21 protein-coding genes, 1 tRNA gene and 1 pseudogene are annotated in these 22556 nt (G+C 50.2%); 19 read left to right on the top strand and 4 right to left on the bottom strand.

The features are described 5' to 3' along the window. The 8 genes and pseudogenes from BLR73_RS14735 to lpxA form a co-directional block, all read left to right on the top strand. Nucleotides 1-282 (top strand): annotated as a pseudogene (locus BLR73_RS14735) (alpha-N-acetylglucosaminidase N-terminal domain-containing protein); the annotation flags it as partial. Between the two features lie 42 nt (nucleotides 283-324). After that, entirely contained in the window at nucleotides 325-2265 is a 1941-nt protein-coding gene (locus tag BLR73_RS05995) for an alpha-N-acetylglucosaminidase (protein WP_369821138.1), read from the top strand. Next, the gene (locus BLR73_RS05990) at nucleotides 2255-3328 is read left to right on the top strand and encodes an acyltransferase family protein (protein ID WP_091859976.1); all 1074 of its coding nucleotides are present in this window, start codon (nucleotides 2255-2257) and stop codon (nucleotides 3326-3328) included. The genes BLR73_RS05995 and BLR73_RS05990 overlap by 11 nt, the downstream gene beginning before the upstream one ends. A gap of 46 nt (nucleotides 3329-3374) precedes the next feature. Beyond that, the gene (locus tag BLR73_RS05985) at nucleotides 3375-3839 is read left to right on the top strand and encodes an outer membrane protein (protein WP_028908370.1); all 465 of its coding nucleotides are present in this window, start codon (nucleotides 3375-3377) and stop codon (nucleotides 3837-3839) included. A gap of 174 nt (nucleotides 3840-4013) precedes the next feature. Next, complete coding sequence (locus tag BLR73_RS05980; protein WP_091859974.1) at nucleotides 4014-5192, top strand: efflux RND transporter periplasmic adaptor subunit; 1179 nt, start codon at nucleotides 4014-4016, stop codon at nucleotides 5190-5192. Between the two features lie 30 nt (nucleotides 5193-5222). Then, the gene (locus BLR73_RS05975) at nucleotides 5223-8483 is read left to right on the top strand and encodes an efflux RND transporter permease subunit (protein WP_091859972.1); all 3261 of its coding nucleotides are present in this window, start codon (nucleotides 5223-5225) and stop codon (nucleotides 8481-8483) included. A 1-nt stretch (nucleotide 8484) separates the two neighbouring features. After that, on the top strand, nucleotides 8485-9864 hold the full coding sequence (locus tag BLR73_RS05970) for a TolC family protein (RefSeq protein WP_091859969.1): 1380 nt from the start codon (nucleotides 8485-8487) through the stop codon (nucleotides 9862-9864). Between the two features lie 91 nt (nucleotides 9865-9955). Continuing rightward, entirely contained in the window at nucleotides 9956-10732 is a 777-nt protein-coding gene (gene lpxA / locus BLR73_RS05965; RefSeq protein WP_091859967.1) for an acyl-ACP--UDP-N-acetylglucosamine O-acyltransferase, read from the top strand. 41 nt (nucleotides 10733-10773) lie between these two features. Here the strand turns inward: lpxA and BLR73_RS05960 are convergent, their stop codons facing one another. Beyond that, nucleotides 10774-11550, bottom strand: coding sequence for a radical SAM protein (locus BLR73_RS05960; protein ID WP_091859965.1), 777 nt, complete (start codon nucleotides 11548-11550; stop codon nucleotides 10774-10776). 89 nt (nucleotides 11551-11639) lie between these two features. On the opposite strand from BLR73_RS05960, the gene BLR73_RS05955 reads away from it, so the two are divergent. Genes BLR73_RS05955 through folK form a run of 6 tightly spaced genes read left to right on the top strand, consistent with a single transcriptional unit; the run spans nucleotide 11640 to nucleotide 15858 of the window. Then, complete coding sequence (locus BLR73_RS05955; RefSeq protein WP_033149681.1) at nucleotides 11640-12518, top strand: cell division protein FtsX; 879 nt, start codon at nucleotides 11640-11642, stop codon at nucleotides 12516-12518. Between the two features lie 34 nt (nucleotides 12519-12552). Next, nucleotides 12553-12777 carry a DUF3098 domain-containing protein gene (locus BLR73_RS05950; protein ID WP_013063608.1) on the top strand — a complete coding sequence of 75 codons (225 nt, stop codon included), beginning with the start codon at nucleotides 12553-12555 and terminating at the stop codon, nucleotides 12775-12777. Nucleotides 12778-12817: 40 nt separating this feature from the next. Then, nucleotides 12818-13621 (top strand): undecaprenyl-diphosphate phosphatase, encoded by an 804-nt coding sequence (locus BLR73_RS05945; RefSeq protein ID WP_091859963.1) that lies wholly within the window; start codon nucleotides 12818-12820, stop codon nucleotides 13619-13621. Next, nucleotides 13618-14322 carry a tRNA pseudouridine(55) synthase TruB gene (gene truB, locus BLR73_RS05940; RefSeq protein ID WP_091859961.1) on the top strand — a complete coding sequence of 235 codons (705 nt, stop codon included), beginning with the start codon at nucleotides 13618-13620 and terminating at the stop codon, nucleotides 14320-14322. Before BLR73_RS05945 ends, truB begins: the two co-directional genes overlap by 4 nt. Before the next feature lie 17 nt (nucleotides 14323-14339). Next, the gene (gene queA / locus BLR73_RS05935) at nucleotides 14340-15404 is read left to right on the top strand and encodes a tRNA preQ1(34) S-adenosylmethionine ribosyltransferase-isomerase QueA (protein ID WP_013063116.1); all 1065 of its coding nucleotides are present in this window, start codon (nucleotides 14340-14342) and stop codon (nucleotides 15402-15404) included. 31 nt (nucleotides 15405-15435) lie between these two features. Then, nucleotides 15436-15858 (top strand): 2-amino-4-hydroxy-6-hydroxymethyldihydropteridine diphosphokinase, encoded by a 423-nt coding sequence (gene folK / locus BLR73_RS05930; protein WP_033149684.1) that lies wholly within the window; start codon nucleotides 15436-15438, stop codon nucleotides 15856-15858. Nucleotides 15859-15867: 9 nt separating this feature from the next. Here folK and BLR73_RS05925 read toward each other — a convergent pair whose 3' ends face one another. The 3 genes from BLR73_RS05925 to porQ form a co-directional block, all read right to left on the bottom strand. Further along, nucleotides 15868-17256 carry an OmpP1/FadL family transporter gene (locus BLR73_RS05925; RefSeq protein WP_233456400.1) on the bottom strand — a complete coding sequence of 463 codons (1389 nt, stop codon included), beginning with the start codon at nucleotides 17254-17256 and terminating at the stop codon, nucleotides 15868-15870. Between the two features lie 93 nt (nucleotides 17257-17349). Next, nucleotides 17350-18042, bottom strand: a complete 693-nt coding sequence (gene cmk / locus BLR73_RS05920) for a (d)CMP kinase (protein ID WP_091859959.1) — start codon at nucleotides 18040-18042, stop codon at nucleotides 17350-17352. After that, nucleotides 18039-18989, bottom strand: a complete 951-nt coding sequence (gene porQ, locus BLR73_RS05915) for a type IX secretion system protein PorQ (RefSeq protein ID WP_091859957.1) — start codon at nucleotides 18987-18989, stop codon at nucleotides 18039-18041. The genes cmk and porQ overlap by 4 nt, the downstream gene beginning before the upstream one ends. A 100-nt stretch (nucleotides 18990-19089) precedes the next feature. Here porQ and BLR73_RS05910 point away from each other — a divergent pair, with 100 nt between their 5' ends. The 5 genes from BLR73_RS05910 to BLR73_RS05890 all read left to right on the top strand — a co-directional run bounded on the left by BLR73_RS05910 (nucleotide 19090) and on the right by BLR73_RS05890 (nucleotide 22554). After that, nucleotides 19090-19785, top strand: coding sequence for an energy transducer TonB (locus BLR73_RS05910; RefSeq protein ID WP_033149687.1), 696 nt, complete (start codon nucleotides 19090-19092; stop codon nucleotides 19783-19785). Nucleotides 19786-19790: 5 nt separating this feature from the next. Further along, the gene (locus tag BLR73_RS05905) at nucleotides 19791-20765 is read left to right on the top strand and encodes a polyprenyl synthetase family protein (RefSeq protein ID WP_013063494.1); all 975 of its coding nucleotides are present in this window, start codon (nucleotides 19791-19793) and stop codon (nucleotides 20763-20765) included. Beyond that, a complete protein-coding gene (locus BLR73_RS05900) occupies nucleotides 20765-21544 on the top strand; it encodes a TatD family hydrolase (protein WP_073043513.1) in 780 nt (259 codons plus the stop codon). The genes BLR73_RS05905 and BLR73_RS05900 overlap by 1 nt, the downstream gene beginning before the upstream one ends. Nucleotides 21545-21549: 5 nt before the next feature. Then, nucleotides 21550-21637 (top strand) — tRNA-Ser (locus tag BLR73_RS05895). A 77-nt stretch (nucleotides 21638-21714) separates the two neighbouring features. After that, nucleotides 21715-22554 (top strand): MotA/TolQ/ExbB proton channel family protein, encoded by an 840-nt coding sequence (locus BLR73_RS05890; RefSeq protein WP_091859955.1) that lies wholly within the window; start codon nucleotides 21715-21717, stop codon nucleotides 22552-22554. Nucleotides 22555-22556: the final 2 nt, after the last annotated feature.

The raw sequence follows: 22556 nt of genomic DNA, 5'->3' as shown, positions 1-22556 counted from the left end.
ATGAGGAAACTACTAACTATTATCGGAATTCTGCTGTCTATACAGATGTGGGCAAATCCTGTAGATGATTTGCTGGAAAGAATCGACAAGGGCGCTTCGGCCAAGTTTAAAACACAGCTGGTAAAGAGCGACAAGGATTTCTTTGAACTCGACCAGGCTGGCAATAAGGTGGTTATCCGCGGTAACTCGTGGGTAAACATCGCTTCGGGACTGAACTGGTATCTGAAATATTATGCGGGCATCCACCTCTCGTGGAACCAGATGCAGGCTAAACTGCCTGCCAAGCTGCCCGCAGTAACCAAGAAAGAGCGCCGCGAAACCGATTTGTCGCTGCGTTACGATTTCAACTACTGCACCTTCAGCTATTCGATGGCTTTCTGGGATTGGAAACGCTGGGAAAAGGAGATCGACTGGATGGCACTTCACGGCATCAACATGCCACTGGCTATTGTTGGCGAGGAGTGCGTATGGCGTAATATGCTGTTGAAGTTAGGCTATACCGAGAAAGAGGTGGGCGAGTTTATCGCCGGTCCTGCCTTCTTGGCTTGGTGGGAGATGAACAACCTCGAAGGGTGGGGTGGACCACTGCCCACATCGTGGTATGCCCGTCAGGAAAAGCTGCAGAAGCAGATTCTGGCTCGCATGAAGCAGTTGGGCATGCACCCTGTACTGCCAGGCTATTGCGGTATGGTGCCTCACGACGCAAAGGAGAAGTTAGGCTTGAACGTGGCCGACGCAGGTCTGTGGAATGGTTTCCAGCGCCCTGCTAACCTGTTGCCTACCGATGCGCGATTCTCCGAAATCGCCACCTTATATTATAATGAGCTCACCAAGCTGTTTGGTAAGGCCGATTACTATTCGATGGATCCCTTCCACGAGAGTAACGATGATCCAAATATCGATTATGCTAAAGCCGGTCAGGCCATGATGCAGGCCATGAAACGTGTGAATCCTAAGGCTGTATGGGTGATTCAGGGTTGGACCGAGAATCCTCGCGAGGCGATGGTGGACGGCATGAAGACTGGCGACCTGCTGGTGCTCGATCTCTTCTCGGAGTGTCGCCCCATGTTCGGTATCCCCAGCATCTGGAAGCGTGAGCAGGGTTACAAGCAGCACCAGTGGCTGTTCTGTCTGCTTGAGAACTTCGGTGCCAACGTCGGTCTGCACGGACGTATGGATCAGTTGCTCGACAACTTCTATATGTTGCAAAGTTCAAAGTTCCAAGCTCAAAGCTCAAAGTTAAAGGGCATCGGCTTCACCATGGAGGGTTCGGAGAACAATCCTGTGATGTTCGAGCTGATGAGCGAGCTGCCTTGGCGCCCCGAGAAGTTTACCAAGGAGCAGTGGGTTAAGAATTATGTGAAGGCACGCTATGGTGTAGAGGATGAGGCTATCGAGAAGGCTTGGCTTACTCTGGCCAAGAGCATCTACAACTGTCCTGCAGGCAACAACCAGCAGGGTCCTCACGAGAGTATCTTCTGCGGTCGCCCCACACTCAATAACTTCCAGGCATCAAGCTGGTCGAAGATGAAGAACTACTACGACCCAGCAATGACCAAGAAGGCAGCCAAGCTGATGAATAGTGTGGCCGAGAAATACCGTGGCAACAATAATTTTGAATACGATCTGGTGGATATCACCCGTCAGGCTCTGGCCGATCAGGCACGCTTGCAGTACCAGAAGACCATTGCCGATTACAAGGCTTTCAGTCGTAAGCAGTTCGATCGCGATGCCGACCGTTTCTTAAAAATGTTGCTTCTGCAGGATAAGCTGCTGGGCACCCGCACCGAGTTTCGTGTAGGTCATTGGACTCAGGATGCTGTGAATGCCGGCACGACTGCAGAGGAGAAAAAGCTATACGAATGGAACGCGCGCGTACAGATCACGACGTGGGGTAACCGTTACTGTGCCGATACGGGTGGTTTGCGCGACTATGCCCACAAGGAGTGGCAGGGACTGTTGAAGGACTTCTACTATGTACGTTGGAAGTCGTACTTCGATGCCCTGGCAGCTCAGATGAAGGCCCAGACTGCCCCACAGCCTGAGTTGTTGGGTGGTGGTCCGAATGCTACTAAGACAGCTGCCGAGCTGTTTGCTATGGCACTGCCTCAGGAGGTAAAGCTCGACTACTATGCTATGGAAGAGCCCTGGACGCTGGACCAGACACCATACTCAGCTGCCCCCGAAGGCTCACCCGTAGATGTAGCCAAGGAGGTGATAGATTTTATGTTCAATGGTCAATGTTCAATGGTCAATGGAAAGTAAGCGATTATTAAGTCTCGACATTCTGCGCGGTATCACCGTGGCAGGCATGATACTGGTGAACAACGGTTGGGGCGAGAGTTTCGAGATGCTGCGTCACTCTAAGTGGAACGGCATGACGCCCTGCGACCTGGTGTTCCCCTTCTTCCTGTTTATCATGGGTATCTCGTGCTATCTCTCGCTGGTAAAGTCAGAGTTCAAGCCAACCCCACAGGTCATCCGTCGCATTGTTAAGCGTACGGTGCTGCTATTTGCTATCGGCTTGTTTATCAACTGGTTCGACCATGCCATCGAGGGCGACCTACTGTGCTTCGGTCATCTGCGCATCTGGGCGGTGATGCAGCGTATAGCTTTGTGCTATGGTATCGTGTCGCTGTTTGCGCTGTTCTGTAATCACAAGTACACCCTGTCTGTGATTGGTGGTTTGTTAGCCATCTATACCGCCATCCTGATTCTGGGTAACGGCTATGCCGAGGATGCTAACGTGAATGTGCTGGCACAGGTGGATTTGAATTTGTTTGGTTACGATCATATCTATCATAAAAGTCCGGTTGACCCCGAGGGCTTGGTGGGTACCATCTCATCGGTAGCCCATGTACTGTTGGGCTTCTATTGTGGCATGCTGATTCGCAAGCGTGAAACGGTTGAACAGAAGGTGATTGCCCTGTTTGTGGTTGGTGCAGTATGTGTGATTGGCGGCTACCTGCTCAGCTATGGGCTGCCCCTGAATAAGCGCATCTGGAGTCCTAGTTACGTGCTCATGACTTGCGGTTTGGCTTCGCTGCTGCAGGCCCTGCTGATGTATGTGATCGACATACAGAAGAAGAGCGGTTGGACCACCTTCTTCCACGTGTTCGGTGTGAATGCGCTGGCCTTGTATGTGTCGAGCGAACTGTTGGCTATTCTGTTGAAAAATATCGAAGTATCCGAAATGGTATATAATGGCATTCATGCGGTGATCGCGCCCCTCAAGTGGGCATCGTTTGCTTATGCAGTTTACTTTGTACTACTGAATTTTGCCATCGGTTACGTGTTGTATCGAAAGAAGATTTATATCAAACTATGATATAATATTTTGTATTATTAATTTAATTCTTAAAAGACAAAAAGTTATGAAAAAGATTGTAATGGGAATCTGTGCTTTGATGCTTAGTGTGGCATCGTATGCACAAGTTGGTAAGACCACTATCAGCGGTCATTTCAATTACTTGCTCGACTCACCTAACAATTGTGGTATCGGTGCCAACATTGGCTATGAGTTTGCTGAGAATGTTCGTGGTGTCGCTCAGTTCGACTACTACTTCAACAAGGATCACGTGAGCATGTGGAACCCCAACATCAACGTAGAGTACCTGTTCCATATTTCTAACAGCAAGTTCACCGTTTATCCTCTGGCAGGTTTGAACGTGATGGGTTGGAGCTACGATGAGGGTAGCGATTCTAAGCTGGGCCTGAACATCGGTTGCGGTATGGAGTACCCTCTCAATGCCAATCTTTCGTTCAAGTGCGAGTACTGCTACAAAACTCAGTACGATGGTCACAGCACACTGAACGTTGGTTTGGTATTTCCATTCTAAATGTTAAAAAATGCGTTGCTCTATAGGCTATAGGCAATAAACGTTAAAAGTTTATTCAGAAGAATATATCGTAAGATATAATTTTCGTATCTTTGCAACCCGAAAACCGCGCGTAATACGCAAAGTTTTCGGGTTGAATTGTGTTTGGATTAAATTAGATACATGATAGTTAGTATGAAGAAAAGAATGTTTTTGGTAATGACCGTTGCATCGCTGATTTTGTCATCATGCGGTGGTGGCGGTGGTCGCCCCCAGTTTGGCGACAACGAGTATCCTGTAACAACTGTAGGTACTCAGAGTTCTGAAACACAGACCACTTATCCTGCAACCATCAAGGGTGTACAGGATGTGCAGATTAGTCCTAAGGTGGCTGGATTCATTACTCAGGTTAACGTGAAGGAAGGTCAGACTGTGAGCGCTGGACAGGTGCTGTTTGTGATTGATAACGTCACTTATCAGGCTCAGGTGCGCCAGGCACAGGCTAGCGTAAATACAGCAAAGGCTTCGCTCAATACTGCCAAGTTGAGTTATGAGAACGCACAGAAATTGCACGAGAATGGTGTGATTGGTGACTTTGAGTTGCAGCAGGCCACCAACCAGTACGAGCAGGCTAAGGCCACAGTAGCTCAGGCTGAGGCTCTGTTGGCATCGAATAAGGAGATGCTGAGCTTCTGCTATGTAAAGAGCCCTGCTGCTGGTGTAGTAGGTACCCTGCCATATAAGGTAGGTGCACTGGTTAGCACAGGTAGCGTGCTCACTACCGTATCAAACAACTCGTCGATGGAGGTTTATTTCTCGGTAACCGAGAAGGATGCCCTCGAGATGAGCAAGGGCGAGGGTGGTCAGAATGCTGCCGTATCAAAGTTCCCACCAGTTAAGCTCAAGCTGGCCGATGGTACTTTGTATAATCTGGATGGTACTGTAACCAAGATGAGCGGTGTGATCGACGCTGCTACTGGTTCGGTACAGATGATTGCCCTGTTCCAGAATCCACAGCGTGTGCTCAAGAGTGGTGGCTCAGGTGCTATCGTGATTCCTCACAGCAATTCGTCGGCCATCATCATCCCACAGTCGGCTGTATCCGAGGTTCAGAACAAGAAGTTTGTTTACCTGCTGGGTGCCGACAACAAGGTGAAATATAGCGAGATTCAGGTTGCTCCACAGAACGATGGTATGAACTACATGGTGACAGCAGGACTGAAGGCTGGCGACAAGTATGTGACCAACGGTATCACCAAGCTGAGCGATGGTATGGAGATTGTGCCCATCACCCCAGAGCGCTACCAGCAGAAGATCGACGAGCAGGCTAAGGCTATGACTGCCGGCGACATCGTTGGTGCGATGAAGAAATAATTGATAATTGAAAATTTATAATTGACAATTATGACATTTACGAATTTTATAAAACGCCCGGTACTGTCAACGGTGATCTCTATCCTCATCGTGCTGCTGGGTTTCATCGGACTGGTCTCGCTTCCTATCGAGCAGTATCCGAATATTGCGCCGCCTAACATCGTGGTCATGGGTAGCTACCCAGGTGCCGATGCCGAAACGGTGAAGAATGCCGTGGTTACGCCACTTGAGGAGAGTATCAACGGTGTTGAGGGAATGGATTATATCACCTCAACAGCATCGCCTGGTTCGGCTATGATTCAGGTGATGTTCCGTCAGGGTATGAATCCGGATATGTGTGCCGTAAACGTACAGAACCGTGTGAGTCAGGCCACTGCTCTGCTGCCTTCCGAGGTTAACCAGATTGGTGTGCGCGTGGTAAAGCGTCAGTCGTCACAGGTACTGATGTATTCACTGACATCCGACGGACGTTACGACGATGAGTTCCTTACCAACTATAACGCCATCAACATCGTGCCTGCGCTGAAGCGTATCGAGGGTGTGGGTGATGCTTCTGGATTCAGTTCTAAGACCTACGCTATGCGTATATGGCTGAAGCCTGATGTAATGAAGCAGCACAGCCTGATTCCATCGGATATCACCGCTGCGCTGGCCGAGCAGAACATCGAGGCTGCACCAGGTAAGTTTGGTGAGCAGGCTTCCAATGTGGCTTACGAGTATTCGATGCGTTATACCGGTCGTTTCCGTACTGCCGAGGAGTTTGGCAACATTATTATTAAGAGTGATGCTAACGGACAGACACTGAAGCTGAAGGATCTGGCTAAGATCGAGCTGGGTGGTGAAGGCTACTCGGTATCGATGAAGAACAATGGTGTACCTTCGGTAATGACCATGGTACAGCAGGTGGCTGGTTCGAATGCTAACGAGATTGCCAAGCAGGTAAAGGCCGAGCTTGAATCGCAGCAGAAGCTGATGCCCCCAGGCATGGAGGTTAAGATCAACTACGATGTAACCGAGTTCCTCTATGCGTCAATCGAGGAGGTAGTATTCACCCTCTTCATGACATTGGCACTGGTATTCTTCGTGGTATATATCTTCCTGCAGGATATGCGTTCTACACTCATCCCATTGATTGCCGTGCCAGTATCACTGGTAGGTACATTCTTCTTCCTGAATGTGATGGGATTCTCAATCAACCTGCTGGTACTGTCGGCCTTGCTGCTGGCCATCGCCATTGTGGTGGATGATGCCATCGTGGTGGTCGAGGCTGTGCATGCTAAGCTCGATCAGGGTTATAAGAGTTCGCTGACTGCCTCTATCGATGCCATGAATGAAATCTCGGGCGCTATCATCTCTATTACACTGGTAATGGCAGCTGTGTTCGTGCCTGTATCGTTCATCGGCGGTACTTCGGGTACGTTCTATCGCGAGTTCGGTGTAACCATGGCTATCAGCATTATTATCTCGGCTGTTAACGCCTTGACACTGTCGCCAGCCTTGTGTGCTGTGTTCCTGAAACCTCACGATAAGGATGGTCACGAAAAGAAGATGTCGCGCGTGGATCGTTTCCACCAGTCGTTCAACGTGGCTTTCGAAACCACAACCGCTAAATACCGTGGTATTCTCGAGAAACTGGTGCGCAAGCCATTGGCCATTATCGGTACAGTCGTTGTGGGTATCGTCGTGCTGGCTGTTACCTTCGTGACTACCAAGACAGGTCTGGTGCCTGATGAGGATACTGGTACACTGTTCTGTACCATCTCTATGCCTCCTGCCACTTCCGAGGCTCGTACCAAAGAGGTCGTGCTGCAGGTAGATTCTATCCTGTCGCAGATTCCTGCCATTAAGAACCGTGAGATGGTTCAGGGTTATAACTTTATCGCAGGTGCCGGTTCCGACCAGGGTACGTTTATCATCAAGCTGAAGCCCTTTGAGGAGCGTCAGAAAGGATTCTGGTGGAAACTCTCTGGTTTGTGGCAGGGCGATGGTATCTATCGCTTCTTCATCAATCCTTACGATGCTACCGGTGTGATTGCCCAGATCTTTATCAAGACAGCTCATATCAAGGATGCACAGATTCTGGCATTCTCGCCCCCAATGATTCCTGGTTTCTCTGCTAACTCGGGTATCTCGCTGGTTATGCAGGACCGTACTGGTGGCGATCTGAACCGATTCTTCGGTGTGGTTAAGGAGTTCTTGGCTGAACTGAACAAGCGTCCTGAGTTCCAGTCGGCACAAACCTCTTACAACCCTGGCTATCCTCAGTACATGGTTCATGTGGATGTGGCTAAGTGTAAGCAGTCGGGCATCTCGCCAACAGCTGTGCTCAGCACACTGCAGGGATACTATGGCGGACTGTATGGTTCTAACTTCAACTCGTTCGGTAAACTGTATCGTGTGATGATTCAAGGTTCACCTGAGACACGTATGACGCCTGAGTCGCTTAATAGTATATATGTACGCACACCTGCGGGCATGTCGCCTGTTAAGGAGTTCTGTAACTTGGAGCGTGTATATGGCCCATTGAACATCAACCGCTTCAACCTGTTCACCTCTATCAACGTAACAGGTACTGTGGCTGATGGCTATTCTACCGGTGAGGCGCTGAAGGCTATCGACGAGGTGGCTGCTCAGATGCTGCCAAGTGGTTATACCTACGACTACTCAGGTCTGACCCGTGAGGAGGCTAAGGCTTCCGACACCACAGGTATCATCTTCCTGTTGTGCTTCATCTTCATCTACCTCATTCTGTCGGCACAGTACGAGTCGTACATCCTGCCACTGTCGGTAGTACTCTCTGTTCCATTCGGATTGGCTGGTTGCTTCTTGTTCACCAACCTGTTTGGTCATGCCAACGATATCTACATGCAGATCTCACTCATCATGCTGATTGGTCTGTTGGCTAAGAACGCCATTCTGATCGTACAGTTCGCCCTTGAGCGCCGTCAGACGGGTATGGCCATCTCTTGGTCGGCAGTTCTTGGTGCTGCTGCTCGTCTGCGTCCTATCCTCATGACCTCACTGGCCATGGTTATCGGTCTGCTGCCAATGATGTTTGCCAGCGGTGTTGGTAAGAATGGTAACCAGACGCTGGGTGCTGCTGCCGTGGGTGGTATGCTCATTGGTACTATCCTGCAGCTGTTCGTGGTGCCCACACTGTTCGTTATCTTCCAGACGCTACAGGAGAAGATTAGTCCGATTAAGTTCGAGGACGAGGAGAATCCTGAGGTTGCAGCCGAGCTGGCTCAGTATGCACATAAAAAATCAGAAGATTATGAATTGGAGAAGTAATATGAAGAAACTCATGATATGCATGTCTGCAGCATTGCTGCTGTCAAGCTGCGGACTCTATAATAAATACGAGCGCCCCGAGGTGGATACCAAGGGATTGATTCGCGACACTCAGTCGCTGACCGATACCCTGGCTGTACAGGACACCACCACCTTTGGTAATATGCCTTGGCGTTCGGTGTTTACCGATCCACAGTTGCAGGCACTCATCCAGCAGGGACTTGATAACAATCCCGATCTGCTGAATGCCGCCCTCAACGTGCAGATGGTTAACGAGGCACTCAAGGTGGCCAAGCTGGCCTTCCTGCCCTCAGTAGCAGTAAGTCCACAGGGTTCACTCACCTCGTTCGATGGTGCTGCAGCTACCAAGTCGTACTCGCTGCCCATCTCGGCCAGTTGGAATGTCGATTTGTTCGGCAATCTGCTCAGTGCTAAGCGCTCGGCTCAGATGCAGCTCATCGCTACAAAGGATTACCAGACGGTAGTAAAGACCAACGTCATCTCTACCATCGCCAACCTGTATTACACCCTGCTCATGATCGATCGCCAGATGGAGATTGTTACCGATATGGAGCAGCTCACCAAGGAGACCTGGGAGAAGATGCAGTTTATGCACGAGAACCGCGCAGGCTATCGCTCTACAGCCGTTCAGAGTGCCGAGGCTGCCTACTATCAGGTACAGAGTCAGCGTGTAGATCTGGAGCGTCAGATGCGTGAGACCGAGAATTCGCTCTCGTTGCTGCTGGGTCAGCCTGGTCAGGCCATCGCCCGTGGCAAGTTCGCTGGTCAGTCGCTGCCTACCGACCTCTCGACAGGTGTAGGTATCCAGATGCTGGCCAACCGTGCCGATGTGCACCAGTACGAGATGTCGCTTGCTCAGTGCTTCTACGATGTGGAGACGGCCCGTAGCCGTTTCTATCCCAGCATTAGCATCACTGGTACAGCAGCCTTTACCAACAATAGTGGTTCAATCAATCCAGGTAAATGGTTGCTCTCGGCTGTTGGTTCGCTCACTCAGCCCATCTTCCAGCACGGACAGATTGTGGCAGGCCTGAAGGTGGCCAAGATGCAGTACGAGCAGGCTTACAACAAGTGGCAGAACGCTATCTACAAGGCAGGTAACGAGGTGTCGAATGCCCTCGTAGCCTACAACTCTTACAGTCAGAAGGCCGAACTCGATGGCAAGCGTGTAGAGGTGCTCAAGAAGAATGTCGAGGACACCAAGCGTTTGATGGAGTCGTCGTCAAACACCACCTATCTCGAGGTGATTACCGCTCAGAGCAATCTGCTGAACGCTGAGATAGCAGAGGTTAGCGACCAACTCTCAAAGATGCAGGCCGTAGTAAGCCTCTATCAGGCCCTCGGTGGCGGAGCCAATTAAAAATGTAAAAATTAAAAAATGTAAGAATGCAAAAATGGTAAAATCTAATTGTTACATTTTTAAATTGTTTAATTTTTAAATTGTGAATGATATGAACGAAATAAGTCCAAAAGCCGAGATTAGCCCAAAGGCCAAGATTGGCGACAACTGTAAGATATTCCCCTTCGTGTATATCGAGGACGATGTGGTGATTGGTGACAACTGTATCATCTTCCCCTTCGTTAGCATCTGCGACGGCTCGCGCATCGGTAAGAACAATAAAATCCATCAGGGTTCGGTGATTGCTGCCCTGCCACAGGATTTTAACTTCCGTGGTGCCAAGTCGTATGTTGAGATAGGCGATAACAATGTCATCCGCGAGAACGTGGTTATCAACCGCGGTACCAACAAGGATGGTGTTACCAAGATTGGTAATCACAACTTCCTGCTCGAGGGTACCCACATCAGCCACGATACCGTGGTGGGCGATAACTGCGTGTTTGGCTATGGTACTAAGATAGCAGGCGACTGCGAGATTGGTAACGGTGTTATCTTCTCGTCGGGTGCCATCCAGAATGCCAACACCCGTGCTGGCGACCTCTCGTTGATTCAGGCAGGTTGCACCTTCTCTCACGATGTGCCTCCTTACGTAATTGCCGGTGGTTCGCCCATGGAATATGGCGGTCCTAACACCACTGTGATGAACTACGCCGAGATCGACCCAAAGGTTCAGAAGCATATTGCCAATGCCTACCGTTTGTTGTTCCACGGTAAGACGAGTGTGTTCGATGTGATTAATCAGATTAAGGAACAGGTGCCCGACGGCCCTGAAATCCGCAACATTATCACTTTCCTCGAGAATACCAAACGCGGTATCATGTGTAAATAAAAAACAATCCCCAGTCCATTCGACTGGGGATTGTTTTTTGCTTAATACGATGCGGTGCAGGGGATGCCGGCGGCGATGACGCGGTCGCGGATGGCGTCGAGTTGCTCGTGGGTGGCTTTCTCCAGACCTTGGGCGGGCGTTTCGCGGTCGATGGTGTAAATCATTACCTGCTGGGGCTTGATGGCCTTAACGGCTTCTAACCAGGGGGCAACGTATTCCTCTCCGGTGTTGTCCACACTCTCGCCTTGGCACTGGCCGCGCATAAACATGGTCTGTATAATCACATGACCGTTAAAGGCCTTTAGGCGATCGATAATCTGGGCCACATCGTAGGTGCCGTTGGGATGATCTACCTTATTAATATATAAAGGATCAACGGTATCGAGTTTTAAAATGTTGTTATCTACCTTCATCAGGGCGTCGTGTACCTGCTGACGGTGAATCATGGTTGAGTTGCTGAGTACCGATACCTTGGCCTGGGGGCAATACTGATTGCGCAGGCGGATGACATCATCGATAATCTCGGCAAAATGCGGATGGCAGGTGGGCTCGCCATTACCGGCAAAGGTCAGCACATCAGGCAACTGACCGTCGGTCACCATCTGCTGCAACTTGGCCTCGAGCTTCTCTATCACCTCCTGGCGTGTTGGCATGGGCAGGGTGGGGCGATGGTCCTCGTTGAAACCACACTCGCAATAAATGCAGTCGAAACTGCATACCTTACCGTCGGCAGGCAACAGGTTGATACCGAGCGAAATGCCCAGTCGGCGACTGTGAACAGGCCCAAAAATGGGCGATGGATAGATAATTGTACTCATAACGGGTGCAAAATTACACTTTTTTTTTGTGATAAAGAAAAAAAATAGTATCTTTGCAGCCGAATTCGAATTTTTACGTACGTAAATTAATGAAAAAACGAAAAAAAGATGCTGGCAACCGTCGTGGTGTGCAGTTGGTAACACTTTGCATTAGTACAGCGATGGTTCTGGTTTTGCTTGGACTGGTGGTATTTTCAGTCCAGACCTCTCGTAATCTGTCACAATGGGTGAAGGAGAACCTCACAGTGACGGTGATGCTGAGCGATGATGTATCGGTGAACGGCGCAAAACTGTTGTGTCGCGACCTGTATCATCGTCCCTATTCGCGTAACATCGACTACATTAGTAAAGAGCAGGCTCTGAAGGAACAGAGCGAGGCCATGGGTTCCGACCCGTCGGAGTTCTTAGGCGTTAACCCGTTCCCAGCCACGCTTGAGCTGCAGTTGCATTCGGATTATGCCAACCGCGATTCGCTCAAGTGGATTGCCCGCGAGTTACAGAAAAATCCGAAGATTACGGATGTGGCTTATCAGGTTGACCTGATGGACAGCGTGAACCGCAATCTCACTAAGGTTAATCTGGTGCTCCTGGCGCTGGCCGTGCTGTTGACGTTTGTATCGTTCTCGCTGATTAACAACACCGTACGACTGAGCGTTTACTCGCGCCGTTTCATCATTCATACGATGAAGCTGGTGGGTGCCTCGTGGGGCTTTATCCGTAAGCCGTTTATGAAGCAGGCGCTGTTGGTGGGTGTGATAGCTGCCTTGATAGCCATTGCTGTGTTGGGTGGCTGCATGTATGCGCTCTACTACTACGAGCCCAACATTATCAGCATTATTACCTGGCGCGAGCTTACGATTACGGCTGTGGCTGTGTTGCTGTTTGGTATTATTATTACCGCTGCATGCTCGTATATCTCGGTAAACAAGTTCCTGCGTATGTCGGCAGGAGAACTGTACAAGATTTAAAAATGTAAGAATTAGAAAATGTAAAAATTGAAATATGGATAAGAAGAATTTTGCATTCGATAAGACCAACTTTATATTGTTGGCAATCGGCATGGCCATCGTGGTGATTGGCTTTTTGCTGATGGTAGGTCCTAATTCTACCGATACCGCATTCGAACCCGATATCTTCAGTGTGCGTCGCACCAAGGTGGCCCCTGTGGTATGTTTGTTCGGTTTCGTGTCGATGATTTATGCCGTAGTTCGTAAACCAAAAGACTAGTAGGGTAAATGTAATAATTAGAAAATGTAAAAATTGAAATATGGATTGGATTCAAGCTTTGATTCTTGGTTTGGTGCAGGGACTCACAGAGTATCTGCCTGTTAGTTCGAGCGGACACCTGACTATCCTCTCAAACTTTTTTGGCATCGATGGTGCCGACAACCTGCAGTTTACTGTTGCTGTACACGTGGCTACCGTGCTGAGTACGCTGGTTATCCTGTGGAAGGAGATCGACTGGATACTGAAGGGACTGTTTAAGTTTAAGATGAACGACGAAACAAAATATGCCCTGAACATTGTGGTGTCGATGATTCCCGTAGGCATCGTAGGTGTATTTTTTAAGGATAAGGTAGAAGAGGCATTTGGCGCTGGCTTGCTGATTGTAGGCGTGATGCTGTGCGTTACCTCGGTACTGCTTATCTTCTCGTACTATGCCAAGCCCCGTGTAAAGGAGCATATCTCACTGAAGGATGCTTTTGTAATCGGTGTGGCTCAGGCGTGTGCCGTATTGCCAGGACTGTCGCGTTCGGGTTCTACTATCGCTACCGGTTTGATGCTGGGCGATAAGAAGGAGAAGCTGGCTCAGTTCTCATTCCTGATGGTGATTCCTCCCATCCTGGGTGAGGCCCTGCTGGATGTGCTGAAGGCCATGAAGGGCGACGAGGTGGTAAACGATAGCATCGGCTTGTTCCCCTTGATTGTTGGTTTTGTGGCTGCATTCCTGTCGGGTTGCTTTGCCTGCAAGCTGATGATTAACCTGGTTAAGAAGGGTAAGCTTGTTTACTTTGGTATTTATTGCGCCATCATCGGTGTAACAGTGCTCATTTATCAGCTCACTCGATGAACTTTCAGGAAGGCGCATATATCTATATCAACAAGCCCTATCGTATGAGCAGTTTCGGGGCGCTGGCACATATCCGTTATGTGCTGAGCAAACGACTGCATGTGAAACGTGTGAAAATGGGACATGCTGGCACCTTAGACCCCTTGGCAACAGGTGTGCTGGTGCTGTGTACCGGTAAGGCCACCAAGCAGATTGAGGCTTTGCAGCTGCACTCAAAGGAGTATACGGCTACCCTGCAGTTGGGTGCCACCACTCCCAGCTACGACTTGGAGCATGAGGTGGACGCAACTTATCCCACAGCGCATATCACCCGTGAGCTGATTGAGCAGACACTGCCCAAGTTTGTGGGCGATATAATGCAGCGACCACCGCTGTTTTCGGCCTGTAAGGTAGGTGGCGACCGTGCCTACGAACTGGCACGCAAGGGTAGCGACCACCAGTTGGCCGAGAAGCCCGTGCATATCGATGAGATAGAAATCATAGATTTCGATCCCGAAAAGATGCAGCTGCAGATACGTGTGGGATGTGGTAAGGGTACCTACATCCGCTCGCTGGCCCGCGACATTGGCGAGGCCCTTGGCAGCGGCGCACATCTTACTGCCCTGTGCCGTACACGCGTGGGTGATGTCAGACTGGAGGACTGTCTCACATTCGATGAGTTCCCAGCCTGGCTTGAAGAAAAATTAAAGATTAAGGATTAAAGATTAAACATTAAAATATGAAGTTATCACAGTTTAAGTTTAAGTTACCTGAAGAGCAGATTGCACTTGAGCCACCTTTCCATCGCGACGAGTGCAAGCTGATGGTGTTGCATCGTAAGAGTAAGCGAATCGAGAGTGGTCTCGACTTCCGTAACATCCTCGACTACTTTGACGAGGACGATGCATTCATCTTCAACGACACTAAGGTGTTCCCTGCCCGTTTGTACGGTACCAAGGAGAAGACCGATGCCAAGATTGAGGTGTTCTTGCTGCGCGAGCTTAATGCCGACCAGCGCTTGTGGGATGTGCTTGTAGAGCCAGCCCGTAAGATTCGTATCGGCAACAAACTCTTTTTCGAGGAAGATGGTCCTATGGTGGCTGAGGTGATTGATAACACCACCAGCCGTGGCCGTACGCTGCGTTTCCTCTACGACTGTCCACACGATGAATTCAAACAGATGCTGTTCGGTTTGGGCGAGGCTCCACTGCCACGCTACATTATCGACCGTCGTCCTGCTACCGAGGAGGATATGACTAATTTCCAGACCATCTACGCTAAGAACGAGGGTGCTGTTACTGCACCTGCCACTGGCTTGCACTTCAGTCGTGAGCTGATGAAGCGTATGGAGATTAAGGGTATCAACTTTGCCTTTATCACCCTGCACTGCGGTCTGGGTAACTTCGATGCTATCGAGGTTGAGGACCTGACCAAGCACAAGATGTCGAGCGAGCAGATGTTTATTCCTGCCGAGGCTTGTGAGATTGTAAACAAGGCCAAGGAGGAAGGACACCGTGTGTGCTGCGTAGGTGTGAGCACCGCCCGTGCTACCGAGAGTGCCGTAGGTACCGATGGTATGCTGAAGGAGTTTGAGGGATGGACCAACAAGTTTATCTTCCCTCCATACGAGTTCGGACTGTGTAATGCGCTGATTGGTAATTTCTATCACCCTGAATCACCCATGATGATGACCGAGGCTTCGTTTGCAGGCTACGACCTGCTGTACGAGGGCTATCAGCGTGCGCTGAAAGAGGGTTATAAGTTCGGCTGCTACGGTGATGCCCTGTTGATGTTGGACGATTAATGAGTGAATAGTGAAAAGTGAATAGTGAAAAGTGAATAGTGAAAAGTTACATCGGGTATTCCTTGGGCTGGGAAGTAATCTTGGCGATAAGGAGGCAAATATCCGCAACGCTATATCGCTTATCGGCGAAAGAGTAGGACTGGTTGTGCGCCAGTCCTCTCTTATTTCGACCGAGCCCTGGGGGTTCGAGTCGGATAACCAGTTCGTAAATGCCTGCGTGCTATGCGAAACCACACTAACGCCCCGCCAGGTGCTGCTTGCCACCCAGAAGATTGAGCGCGAGTTAGGGCGTACACACAAGTCGGTAGGAGGTCATTATGCCGATCGCCTGATAGATATAGACATTCTGCTATATGACGATCTGAGGGTGGATGAACCCGACTTGCAGATTCCCCACCCTCTGATGCTTGAGCGCGATTTTGTGATGATCCCGCTCGGTGAAATTAGAGATTGAATTTGATATTTAGAATTTATAGTCTAATCCAACACCAATTACGTGGTTGGTGCGGCTGTAAACGTCGGTGCCAGCGTAGGGCAGTCCCTGATACTGGTTCTGCGCCTTGGTGTAGTCGCTGTAGAGCGAGCAGAAGTAGCTGACGTTGAGGCGCATCTTGTCGTTGATGTTCCAGGCACCACCCAAACCTACTGAGTAGCTGTCGCAGGCAAACGAGGTGTTCTGCTGATATCCGTCGGCCAAACCATAGTCGGTACGCTGACCACCACAGCTAACAGTAAACTTCTTGTTGATGTCGTACTCTACACCAGCCAGAATCTCGTGGGTGCCATGTGTCAGTTCCTTCTGACGGTCGCCAGCCATCTTGGCGTGCTTGTCGTCGAAGAAATGGTACTCCAGTGTACCGCGCAGCTTCTCTGAGAACTCGTAGCCTACGGCTGCTACAAACAGCGAAGGCATGTCGTAACGTGTCTCGGCGCCATCCTTATAGGCAGCCACCTTATCGCCGAACTGTGCCAATGCCAGGTCGCCCTCGATGTAAGGCATTACACTCGCAGTGGTAGGATCAGTGTTCTTGATACGAGCCGAAAGTGTTTTGGTATCATTCTCAGTCTTGATTTTTGTGCGGAACTCGTATCGTGCAGCGATGGTGAGTGGACCGTCATGGTAGTCGAAGCTTACGATAGGTGCAAAGCCCCAACCACGCTGAATGCAGTCGAGCTGTAGGTTAATCAGGTCGATGTTGGCTGCAGGTGCTGTCGAAGAGGTGTAGTTGGGGATGTCGGCTACTACATGGCCACGGTTGTAACCATCGTAGTAGTTGGCACGCATACCAATGGCAGCCGAGAAATTGTCGTTCACCTTGTAGGTCAGGTTCACCTGGCCGCCATAGATGTACTGCTTACCCTTCATCTCTGAGTCGAAGCGGTAGCTGTTGGGCATCATGCCAGCCTGTGCCAGCATGGCCTTGAGGGGTACCTCGAACATGGGGATGCCTTCTTCGTACTTTACGAAACCGCCGCTGCCTACAATACCGATCATGGCTGATAAGGCCACACGATCCTTTTTATACGAAGCAAACAGTGCAGGTACGATAGGGGCCGAAGCCTTACCATTGTACTTCTGCTGGAATCCTGTACCCAGGAAACCTGGTACTGTTGTCTCGATGTCACGGTTCTGCCATGGCTTTTGAAAGTTCAATGAAAACTGGAATCCCTCGTGCCCCCAAGCCAATCCGGCGGGGTTACTGTAGGCTGCGTCGATTTCGGTAGAAGCACCGCGCGCAAACATACGGTCGAATGCTATGTGATAATTCGTGTTGGTCATGAGTCCACCGGCGTGGACAGTGGCTGTAGTGGCTACTGCCAACAAAGCCGAAATAAATAATTTTTTCGTCATTTTTTCTTGCTTCTAATGAAATTCGGCTGCAAAGGTAGCAAAAAATAACAAAAGAAGCGAAAAAATGACGAAAAAAATACATAAATAGAACAATTATTGCTCTATTTTCTCCTTAAAACGGTCCATTAACCACTGTTTCTGTTCTGGAATGGTCATGTAACTGTTGTCCAATTCGATGGCATCATCGGCCTTGCGCAGTGGACTTACCTCGCGGTGCGAATCGATATAATCGCGCTCCTGTACGTTCTTCAGGATATCATCGAAATCGGCAGGCATGCCCTTGGCTTTCAGCTCGTCAAAACGGCGCTGGGCACGTACCTCGGCCGATGCAGTTACAAAAATCTTCAGTTCGGCATCGGGGAACACGGTGGTACCGATATCACGACCGTCCATTACCACACCCTTGTCCTTACCCATCTGTTGCTGTTGGGCAACCATGGCGGTACGTACAAAACCTACGGCTGCAATGGGACTTACATGATTGCTCACCTCCAAGCTGCGGATCTCCTTCTCAACACACTCTCCGTTAAGATAGGTGTCGGGGCGACCGGTCTCGGCATTGAACTTGAACGAAATCTGTATCTGGGGCATCTGCTGCTCCAGTTCGGCTGTCTTTACGCTGCCATCGGCATTAAACAGATTGTGGCGCAGGGCGTAGAGTGTTACGCTGCGATACATGGCGCCTGTATCTACATATACATAGCCCACTTCGCGGGCCAGGTCCTTGGCCATTGTGCTTTTACCGCACGAGCTGTGGCCATCGATTGCAATTGTTATCTTCTTCATAATGTGTATGATATATTAATAATTAGCGATGATGTGCTGACATGATATTTGCCCCAGCCTAAGTGGAGCTTGAAGCGTTGCAGCGAGAGTCCTGCACCTAAGGTGAGTCCTGCGCCGTGGGCCGACGATCCTTCGCTGTCGGTAATCTTCATCTCGCTGGCTTTGCGGAAGTTATAGCCGGCTGCCACGTAGATATTCTCGCCAAGCAGTACATCGGCACCGATGGCTAAATGGCGCCCGATGCCCTCGCTCCAGTCGGTAAGTCGGCTCATTGTGGCGTGGAAACGCAGGGGCGAGTTAAGCAGACGCTTGCTGGCACCCACCTGCAAGTCAAAGGGAATGCGTTCAAACTCATCGTCATATGCTTTGATTTGTCCGCCTAAGTTGCGTGCCACAGTCGAAACACTCCAGCCACGCTCCACGTCGAGATAGTTCAAACCTAAATCCACGCCCACACCTAAGGAGTTGTAGCCAGCAATGGTTGAGGTAATGAACTTGGCGGTGATACCACCACTGATACGCTCGGTCAGCTCGTAGGCAAACGTACCGCCAATGGCAATATCTCGGGCCGAGAAGTCGCCTAGGTCCTCGTTGGCAAACGAGGTCTGCTTTATGCGGCCATAGTCCATCAGTTGTGCCGAAACACCCCACGAGGCACGTTCGCCCGAAAGACGAACAAACGAGGCACTCACTGTCTTGGCACCCTCCATATACGTCATGTAATTCAGGTTCAGTGTCTTATCGCTTACACCGCTGATAAGGGCAGGGTTGTGGAACAGTTGTGTGGCGTCGTCGTCGGTCAGTGTGATGTTCTCGCCACCCAATGCTGCAGCATGCGCACTCACGGGCAGTCGCAGGAAATTGTACACGGTTTTGCTCTCCTGCGCCATGCTGGTACAGGCCCAAAACGTGAGTAGGGTGGTGATAACGCCGTTTCTGATGTTCATTTCTCCTAATTTGGTCGCAAAGTTAGCAAAAAAACTTAATATATATCTATTTATACGGAAAAAAATACTATCTTTGCACTCGGTTTAATGAAAACTGTAGATGGACATCAAGAAGAGTAGAGAAGCGGATTTGGAACAGAAACGCACACAGGGGTTCCTGCTGGGACTGATTGTGGTGCTGGCCACGCTGTTTGTGCTACTCGAGTGGAACAGTGGCGATACTGGCTGGGCGTTGTTTGATGACGACGACAGTCTGGAAGCCGAGGTGGAACTCTCGCCCCTGAAGCGCGATAAGGACGAAGTGCCGATGATGATGCCTCAGGAAAAGAAAGTTGAAAAACAGGAGAGCGAGCAGCTACACTTGGTGGATAATGATGTGGAGCTACCCCCCGAACCCATCCTGCAGGACGAGACCGAACAAGAAGAACCCACCGAGAAGGCTGCCGAAGAGAAGCCTCAGGTGGTGGATATGTACGACGAACCCATCGACTTCCGCGTGGTTGAAGACCTGCCGCAGTTCCCTGGTGGTGCCGTCGAGTTTATGAAGTGGCTCACGCAGAACCTGAAATATCCCCCCTCGGCCCAACAGAAAAAGATCAAGGGCAGAGTGGTGGCACAGTTTGTGGTTAACAAGGATGGCTCGTTGAGCGACCTGCAGGTGGTACAGCCCCTGGAGCCTGCCTGCGATGCCGAAGTGATGCGTGTGCTCAAGACCATGCCACAGTGGAAGGCCGGTATGATGAATGCCAAGCCCTGTCGCACGATGGTGTGTATTCCTATTGTATTTAATTTATAAAAGATATGTATAAATCAGAAGATCTACTGAAGAAAGTGAATGAGGCCCTCGATAATCTGGTTTACGATCGCCAGCCTGCCTCGTTGTACGACCCCATTAAGTACGTACTGTCTATCGGCGGAAAACGTGTACGTCCAGTACTCACCATGCTGGCGTACAATCTCTATAAAGACGATCCACTGAGCATTATGTCTCAGGCCCTCGGACTGGAGACCTACCACAACTTTACTCTGCTGCACGACGACCTGATGGACCACGCTGATATGCGTCGTGGACATGAGACTGTACACAAGAAGTGGGATGCCAACCGTGCTATCTTGTCGGGCGATACCATGTTGCTTCAGGCTTTTGAGCGTGTAGAGGATTGCGATCCTGCTAAGCTGCCTGCTGTATTCAAGGTGTTTATCCAGACCACACTCGAGATTGGTGAGGGACAGCAGTTGGATGTAGAGTTCGAACAGCGTAACGATGTTACCGAGGATGAGTATATTGAGATGATCCGTCTGAAGACCAGCGTGCTGCTGGCCTGTGCTTGTAAGGTGGGTGCTATTATGGCTGATGCCCCAGCCGAGGATATCGAGAATATGTATAAGTTCGGCGAGAAGTTAGGTCTGGCCTTCCAGTTGCAGGACGATTTGCTGGATGTGTATGGCGATCCCGCTGTGTTTGGCAAGAATATTGGTGGCGACATCACTTCGAACAAGAAGACCTATATGCTCATCAATGCCTTTAACCGTGCTACTCCTGCCCAGCGTGAAGAGCTCACCAAGTGGGTTGAGGCCAAGGAGTTCGACCGCAACGAAAAGGTGGCTGCAGTAACCAACCTGTACAACGAGATTGGTATCCGTAAGCTGTGTGAGCAGAAGATTGAGCAGTACTACCAGGAGAGTCTGGTTTACCTGACAAAGGTGAGCGCTAGCGAAGAGCGCAAGGCTGAGATCAAGGCTTACGCTGCCGAAATGATGAAACGTCAGAGCTAATGATAGATACGCATTGTCATATTGATGGTGAAGAGTTCGTTGAGGATATCGACGAAGTGATTGCACGTGCTCGCGAGGCTGGCGTGCAAGCCATCGGTGTGCCAGGTATCAATCTGCAGTCGCTCGATACTGTTATCAGCGTTTGCAAGCGCTATCCCAACTACTGCTATCCCATGCTGGGCTTGCATCCCGAGGATGTGAAGGCCGACTGGCAGGAGGTGCTGGATCAGATAAAACCCTACTTCCAGCAGGATGGTGTAAAACCCATTGCTGTAGGCGAGGTGGGCCTGGACTTTTACTGGAGTCGTGAGTTTGAGCAGGAGCAGCTGTTAGCTTTCGAGGAGCAGGTAAAATGGTCGGTTGAGTTGCAGTTGCCGCTGATGATTCACTGTCGCAAGGCCCAGAATGAGATGGTAGCCATCTTGAAACGCTATAAGGACCAGTTGCCAGGTGGCGTGTTCCACTGCTTTACGGGTAATGAACTCGAGGCCAAGGAACTGTTGCAGTTCGACAGGTTTGTGCTGGGCATTGGTGGCGTGTCAACCTTCAAGAAGTCGCATCTTCCTGAGGTGCTGCCTGCTGTGGTGCCTTTGAATCGATTGGTACTCGAGACCGACGCCCCTTATATGGCCCCTGTGCCTAAGCGTGGCGAGAGGAACGAGCCCGCCTTTGTGGCCTACGTGCTGAAGAAGTTGGCTGAGGCCTATCAGGTAAGCGAGGAAGAGGTTGAGACAGCAACAAATGAGAATTGTAGAAGAGTATTAAATATAAATGTTTGAAATAAGGAGAGGTGCTCGAGTGGTTGAAGAGGCACGCCTGGAAAGCGTGTAGCCGGCAAAACCGGCTCGCAGGTTCGAATCCTGTTCTCTCCGCTAGGAAGAACGAGGATTCAAAGCTCCGAGGCATAGTGCCGAGGTATCCTGTTCTCTCCGCGTATTGATTGTAATATATGAAACGATTGGTTTTTCTATTTACACTGATAGGTCTGCTTAGTTTTTCGCAAACCTGTTTTGCTCAGTCCGCAGTTGCAGCTGATAGTGTTAAGAGCGCTGCTGCTGTGGTGCCTGCCGATTCTGTGGCTGCTACCGACTCCATGACCGTGATGGATGGCGAGTTGGAAGCTCTTACAGGCGATGAGGCTGAAGAGGGTGGTGGTCTGCACAAACAGCTGAAGACCAAGTTTGTTGATGGCAACGTAGCCTTCATGTCGCTGGTGGCCCTGGCCTTAGTGCTGGGTCTGGCATTCTGCATTGAGCGTATTATCTATCTGACACTGAGCGAGATTAAGAGTCATCAGCTGATGGCTGATATCGAACAGCGTCTGAAGGCCAATGATGTAGAGGGTGCCAAAACACTCTGTCGTAACACCCGTGGTCCTGTAGCCTCAGTGTGCTATCAGGGATTGCTGCATATCAAACAGCCCATGGATGCCATCGAGCGTAGCATCACCAACTTTGGTGGTCTGCAAACCGCTAACCTCGAGAAAGGTTGCTCGTGGATTAAGCTCTTTATTGCCATGGCACCATCGCTGGGTTTCCTGGGTACGGTGATTGGTATGGTGATGGCCTTCGACCAGATTCAGCAGGTAGGCGATATCGGTCCAACCATCGTGGCTCAGGGTATGAAGGTGGCGCTCATTACCACTATCTTTGGTATCGTAGTAGCGCTGGTACTACAGCTGTTCTACAGCTATATCCTCTCAAAGATTGAACGTTTGACCGCACAGATGGAAGAAGCTGCCATTACACTGCTCGACCTGATTGCTGAGTGGAAGACAAAGAGTGAATAGTG

This window comes from Prevotella sp. khp1, assembly GCF_900102205.1.
GTDB lineage: Bacteria > Bacteroidota > Bacteroidia > Bacteroidales > Bacteroidaceae > Prevotella > Prevotella ruminicola.
This window is presented reverse-complemented; position numbering and strand designations above follow the sequence as displayed.

Coding starts and splice junctions, on each gene's coding strand:
- BLR73_RS05990 (WP_091859976.1), top strand. CDS start 2,255: ATGGAAAGTAAGCGATTATTAAGTCTCGACATTCTGCGCGGTATCACC.
- BLR73_RS05985 (WP_028908370.1), top strand. CDS start 3,375: ATGAAAAAGATTGTAATGGGAATCTGTGCTTTGATGCTTAGTGTGGCA.
- BLR73_RS05980 (WP_091859974.1), top strand. CDS start 4,014: ATGAAGAAAAGAATGTTTTTGGTAATGACCGTTGCATCGCTGATTTTG.
- BLR73_RS05975 (WP_091859972.1), top strand. CDS start 5,223: ATGACATTTACGAATTTTATAAAACGCCCGGTACTGTCAACGGTGATC.
- BLR73_RS05970 (WP_091859969.1), top strand. CDS start 8,485: ATGAAGAAACTCATGATATGCATGTCTGCAGCATTGCTGCTGTCAAGC.
- lpxA (WP_091859967.1), top strand. CDS start 9,956: ATGAACGAAATAAGTCCAAAAGCCGAGATTAGCCCAAAGGCCAAGATT.
- BLR73_RS05960 (WP_091859965.1), bottom strand. CDS start 11,550: ATGAGTACAATTATCTATCCATCGCCCATTTTTGGGCCTGTTCACAGT.
- BLR73_RS05955 (WP_033149681.1), top strand. CDS start 11,640: ATGAAAAAACGAAAAAAAGATGCTGGCAACCGTCGTGGTGTGCAGTTG.
- BLR73_RS05950 (WP_013063608.1), top strand. CDS start 12,553: ATGGATAAGAAGAATTTTGCATTCGATAAGACCAACTTTATATTGTTG.
- BLR73_RS05945 (WP_091859963.1), top strand. CDS start 12,818: ATGGATTGGATTCAAGCTTTGATTCTTGGTTTGGTGCAGGGACTCACA.
- truB (WP_091859961.1), top strand. CDS start 13,618: ATGAACTTTCAGGAAGGCGCATATATCTATATCAACAAGCCCTATCGT.
- queA (WP_013063116.1), top strand. CDS start 14,340: ATGAAGTTATCACAGTTTAAGTTTAAGTTACCTGAAGAGCAGATTGCA.
- BLR73_RS05925 (WP_233456400.1), bottom strand. CDS start 17,256: ATGACGAAAAAATTATTTATTTCGGCTTTGTTGGCAGTAGCCACTACA.
- cmk (WP_091859959.1), bottom strand. CDS start 18,042: ATGAAGAAGATAACAATTGCAATCGATGGCCACAGCTCGTGCGGTAAA.
- porQ (WP_091859957.1), bottom strand. CDS start 18,989: ATGAACATCAGAAACGGCGTTATCACCACCCTACTCACGTTTTGGGCC.
- BLR73_RS05910 (WP_033149687.1), top strand. CDS start 19,090: ATGGACATCAAGAAGAGTAGAGAAGCGGATTTGGAACAGAAACGCACA.
- BLR73_RS05905 (WP_013063494.1), top strand. CDS start 19,791: ATGTATAAATCAGAAGATCTACTGAAGAAAGTGAATGAGGCCCTCGAT.
- BLR73_RS05900 (WP_073043513.1), top strand. CDS start 20,765: ATGATAGATACGCATTGTCATATTGATGGTGAAGAGTTCGTTGAGGAT.
- BLR73_RS05890 (WP_091859955.1), top strand. CDS start 21,715: ATGAAACGATTGGTTTTTCTATTTACACTGATAGGTCTGCTTAGTTTT.